Genomic DNA, 4,576 nt, shown 5'->3' on the forward strand with positions numbered 1-4,576 from the left:
GATCATGAAAATGGCCACACTGTACAGGAGTACGCCGGGAAACATGACGGAAAACGGGCCGTGACGGTCATAGACTTTGCCGCCAACTACCCGGGAGAGAAACACGAACAACGTGCCGGACACAAAGAACAGGCCGGCATAGGCGATGTGCGCTTCTTCCGCCATGAGCGGCAGGTACGTATTGACCGACGCATAGACGAAGCCAAAGAGGAAGGAAATGACGCCCGGCACGGCCGTCCCTTCTTCAAAGAAATGATGCAGAAGGGAAATCCGTTCCTTCTTCACCTGCCCTGCCGGCCGTTCCGGAACCCGTGCCAGCAGGAACAGGGTCATGGACACGATACAGGCCGCCGAAGCCAGGGCAAACAATATCTGCGGCGGAAATGCCGAGAAGACCGCCACCCCGACAGCCGGTGCCGAGCCCATGGAAATCGTGTTGCCCAGACCGAAATACCCGACGCCTTCCCCGCGGTGCTCCGGCGGTATGACCTCGACGGCCAGGGCCGCCGCGAACGTCGTAGACAGCCCAAAGCCAAATCCATGGAGGATACGGGCCATCAGAAGTCCGCCGAATGTCGGGAACAGCCCGTATCCCGCCGTGGCGACGAGGGACGTCAAAAGTCCCAGGAAGAGACAGCGTTTCTTCCCCAGTCTGCCTACGAGGGCGTCCGTAAACAGCCGCACAACGATGGCCGACAGGGCGAAGATACCGGCAATGATGCCGATTTCACCGCCGCTGGACCCGATGGAAGCGGCGTACATGGCAATGGTCGGGACGAGCATATGAAAATTGACAAACAACAAGCCGTTCCCTACTGTAATAAGAATAAAATTCCCGTTCCAAATGCGATTCTGCTGATTCACTATATTCACCTGACAGCATAAAATATTTCACTACGTTTTAAATAATCTATAAAGGGAAAGGAGCTGCCGCAGTGAGGACAGCTCCTTTTTAGGCCCTATTATTGCGAAATGCCTTTTTGTTTGCGCACATAGGCAGCTGCGCTGATACCGGCCTGGGCTCCTTCGTACACGGCCTTGGCAATCTGCAGCAGACCACCTGTGGCATCGCCGGCGGCGAACAGGCCTGGAACGGCCGTCGCCATGTGTTCATCGACGAGGATATGTGAGCCCGAAAGGGGCGCCCCGATTTTACGGGCCAGGTCCGCACTTCCTGCCACACCACTGGCGACAAATACACCGGCCGCTTCAATCTGGCTGCCATCCGCCAGACAGACTGCCGATACGCGGTCCGTGCCTTCTACGGCCTCTACGGGCTGGGTGCATACAGCCAGCCCTTCCGGTACACCGGCAGGCGCATCGCTGCCATTAGTGCAAAGTGTGACTGAAGAGGCAACAGGCAGCAGCACCTGCGCTTCGTGCAGGGCGTATTCTCCGCCGCCGAGGACGACGACGGGCTTTTTCCGGTAGAAAAAGGCATCGCAGATAGCACAGTAGCTGACACCCTTTCCTTCCAGCTCACGGAGCCCCGGGATGGGAAGACTCTGACGGGCCGCGCCAGTCGCCAGGATAATGCTGCGCGTTTCGATTTTCTCCGTCGTCGTTTCCACGACAAAATGAGTCAGCGTATCATCCATGCCGATCCAGACGACTTCCGCTTCCTTGAAAAGGACGCCGAGGCGCCGTGCCCCGGCTATCCCCCGGCTGGCCAGCTCAGCTCCGCTGACCGGTTCGGGAAATCCGTAATAATTTTCAATGAGCTCCGCCTTTTCCAGGGCACCCGTGCCTTTGGACAGCACCTCTACGGACAGCCCTGCCCGCCGGGCATAGAGCGAAGCCGAAACGCCGGCCGGGCCGGAGCCAATAATGATGACATCAGTCATAAGTACCTCCTATTTGTACAATGCCAGCAACTTTTTGAATGCCGGCAGGCTGCGGCGGATCATATCGGCATCGACGCAGTAGGAAATGCGGGCATATCCCGGGCAGGCAAACTCATCAGCTGCCACCAGGAGGATATTAAATTTCTTGGCATTTTCCATGAACTGCAGCGAATTTCCATCAGGCGCTTTTACGAACAAATAAAACGCTCCCGACGGATAAACACAGTCGTAGCCCATCTTCGTCAGATTATCATAGATAAGATGACGGTTCTTGTCGTACTCGCTGATGTCCGCCGTCGCCCCGCGTACGGCAGCAATGACCCGCTGGTACGTACTGGGCGCGCAGACATAGCCATACATGCGGGCCGTCCCCAGGATGGCCGTCATGAGATATGCATGATCGTCCACCGTCGGCGGCACGAGGATATAGCCGATCCGTTCACCGGGCAGGCTCAGGGACTTGCTATACGAATAGGTCACGATCGTATTGTCATAATAATGCGGCAGATAGAGAATGGGGAGATTGTCGTAGACGATTTCCCGGTACGGTTCATCGGAAATAAGGAAAATAGGATGACCGATTTCTGCCGACTTCTCCTTCAAAAGGGCCGCCAGCCTGCGGATCGTATCTTCCGAATAGACTGTCCCCGACGGATTGTTGGGCGAATTAACGATAATCGCCCGCGTATGGGGCGTAATAGCCTTTGCCACCCCTTCGATGGACAACTGGAAATGCTCCGTATCGGGCGGAACGACGACGCATTTGGATCCGATGGGTTCGATGAAGATGCGGTATTCCGGATAGAACGGCGCAATGACGATGAACTCATCGCTCGTATCTTCCTGCAGGGCCCGGATGATGACCGCCAGGGAAGCCGAAGACCCGACGGTGAGATGGAAATTGTCCGGTCCGACGCCGGCATCATAAGTTTCATTCATATAATCGGCCAGATACTGGCGTACTTCCAGCAGGCCCCGGGCATTGGTATAACTGTGGATTTCCCGGCTCGTCTTATGATCGAGCATGTCGATGATGGCTTCCTTGACGCAATCCGGTGCGGGAATCGACGGATTTCCCAGACTGAAATCATAAATATGTTCCCAGCCGATTTTCGCCGCCTGGGCCTGTCCATATTCGAATAATTCACTAAACTTGGAGCGCACGGCCCCCAACTCATACATTTTTTTATCTGCCATCGTATATCCCCCTCCGGTTCTGCCATGGCGGCAGCCCCTCTCACTGAATATCGCAAATCATGTAATCAGACAAATTACAAAGCACAAATGATATTGTACCATGTTTTACACCGCATTTCTATCCTTTACGGCAGAGCAATGTGCCATTTTTCCCCGCTTCACAACGTCAGCCGGTGGAACACCGTACCATCCATCTCTTTCCAGATCACGTCCCGGCCGGAAAGGACCAGGTACGAATGAGGGCTGTCTTCCTTGGGAAGAGCGGCCGAACCGGGATTCAGGTACAATACGCCTCCGTCCAGCTCCTCCCAGGCCGGCACGTGCGTGTGGCCATGAAGGAGGACATCGCCCGGGGAAAGGGGCGGCAGGTGGTCCTTGTGGAACACATGGCCATGAGTAGCAAAAATCGTCCGATCCTCTACGAGGAGCAGGCACGAATCAGACAGGATTGGAAAGGGCAGTACCATCTGATCGACATCGGCATCACAATTTCCCCGTACAGAAGAAACGGGGACCGTAAGACCGGACAACATGGCTATGACCGCCCTGGGATCGTACTCCCGGGGAAGGTCGTTGCGCGGCCCATGATACAAAATATCGCCCAGGAGCAGCAGCCGTCCGGCCCGTTCCTGTTCCACCGCTTCCATCAGCAGCCGGCAATAGTAAGCCGAACCATGAATATCTGAAGCTATCACTATATTCGTCACAGTACATCCTCCTCATTTCAGACTCCGGGCCAGCGAATACGCCAGCTGCTTCCGGTCCAGACTGCCTGCATGCTTGTCCAGAATCGTCCCGCCGCGGCCAATCATGAACCACTGGGGCACTTCATATACATTATATATACCGGCCGTTTCCATACTGGCAAAATACAAGGGCATATCGTACGGCCAGGCAGACTCAATCTGCTGCCGCGCCGCCTCTCCCCGATCCAGGCAGACGACGACAAAATACACCTCCCGGCCCTGCTCCCGGTACATCTCATCCAGAACCGGCAGCTCTTTTGCAGCCATGTCGCTCCAGCTCATCCAGAAATACAGGAATACGGGCTTCTTATTATAAAGAGACTGGATCGACACGGAATGACCGGCCTGGTCGGTCAGGGACACATTGTGGGCCAGCACCTCCGTCTGCGAGCGGGATACCGCTTCGGCCTCCTTGATTTCCTCCTTCGTCAGGACATGGGGGTACGGCTCCGGCAGATACCCGATGGTCAGGCCAATGCAAAGCAACGTCAGCAGCACAACAACTTTCTTCCTGAGTGGCAGTTTCCTCCACATGTCTTTCATATCATTTCCTCCATGCCCATAACATATTATGTAAATAATTGTACCATAGTAAGGCCAGAGAAAGAAGTGGAATTGGCAAGCGGAAAGGGCCGTAGGTCGGGAAGGACCGTTGGTCGTAGTTCGTGGGTCGTTCGTCGTAGGTGGGAAGAGCCTCAGATAGCGGCTGGTAGCTGGCGTTCAGTGGTACGGACGCAAACAAGCACCTGCAATTTCTCACAGATGCTTGTTTTAGTAAAACTTTACTAC

Annotated in this window: 5 protein-coding genes; all 5 read right to left on the bottom strand. The window is 55.2% G+C overall.

Annotated elements, in window-relative coordinates; all coding sequences use genetic code 11:
• Window positions 1–864, bottom strand: an 864-nt coding sequence (locus B4H10_RS07100) for an MFS transporter (RefSeq protein ID WP_292018532.1), incomplete at its 3' end; no start/stop codon positions are given.
• Window positions 865–962: 98 nt separating this feature from the next.
• The gene (locus B4H10_RS07105) at window positions 963–1,844 is read right to left on the bottom strand and encodes an NAD(P)/FAD-dependent oxidoreductase (protein WP_292018533.1); all 882 of its coding nucleotides are present in this window, start codon (window positions 1,842–1,844) and stop codon (window positions 963–965) included.
• A 9-nt stretch (window positions 1,845–1,853) separates the two neighbouring features.
• Window positions 1,854–3,041: a pyridoxal phosphate-dependent aminotransferase gene (locus tag B4H10_RS07110; RefSeq protein WP_075582180.1), complete on the bottom strand. Its 1,188-nt coding sequence runs from the start codon at window positions 3,039–3,041 to the stop codon at window positions 1,854–1,856.
• A 158-nt stretch (window positions 3,042–3,199) separates the two neighbouring features.
• Window positions 3,200–3,748 (bottom strand): phosphodiesterase, encoded by a 549-nt coding sequence (yfcE, locus tag B4H10_RS07115; protein ID WP_292018534.1) that lies wholly within the window; start codon window positions 3,746–3,748, stop codon window positions 3,200–3,202.
• Window positions 3,749–3,760: 12 nt separating this feature from the next.
• Window positions 3,761–4,330: a TlpA family protein disulfide reductase gene (locus tag B4H10_RS07120; RefSeq protein WP_059077303.1), complete on the bottom strand. Its 570-nt coding sequence runs from the start codon at window positions 4,328–4,330 to the stop codon at window positions 3,761–3,763.
• Between the last annotated feature and the right edge of the window lie 246 nt (window positions 4,331–4,576).

Source organism: Megasphaera sp. UBA4382 (genome assembly GCF_002391155.1).
GTDB lineage: Bacteria > Bacillota > Negativicutes > Veillonellales > Megasphaeraceae > Megasphaera > Megasphaera hexanoica.

What these genes read in the sequence shown, in the direction of transcription:
- B4H10_RS07105 (WP_292018533.1), bottom strand. Translation starts at nt 1,844, where the DNA reads ATGACTGATGTCATCATTATTGGCTCCGGCCCGGCCGGCGTTTCGGCT.
- B4H10_RS07110 (WP_075582180.1), bottom strand. Translation starts at nt 3,041, where the DNA reads ATGGCAGATAAAAAAATGTATGAGTTGGGGGCCGTGCGCTCCAAGTTT.
- B4H10_RS07120 (WP_059077303.1), bottom strand. Translation starts at nt 4,330, where the DNA reads ATGAAAGACATGTGGAGGAAACTGCCACTCAGGAAGAAAGTTGTTGTG.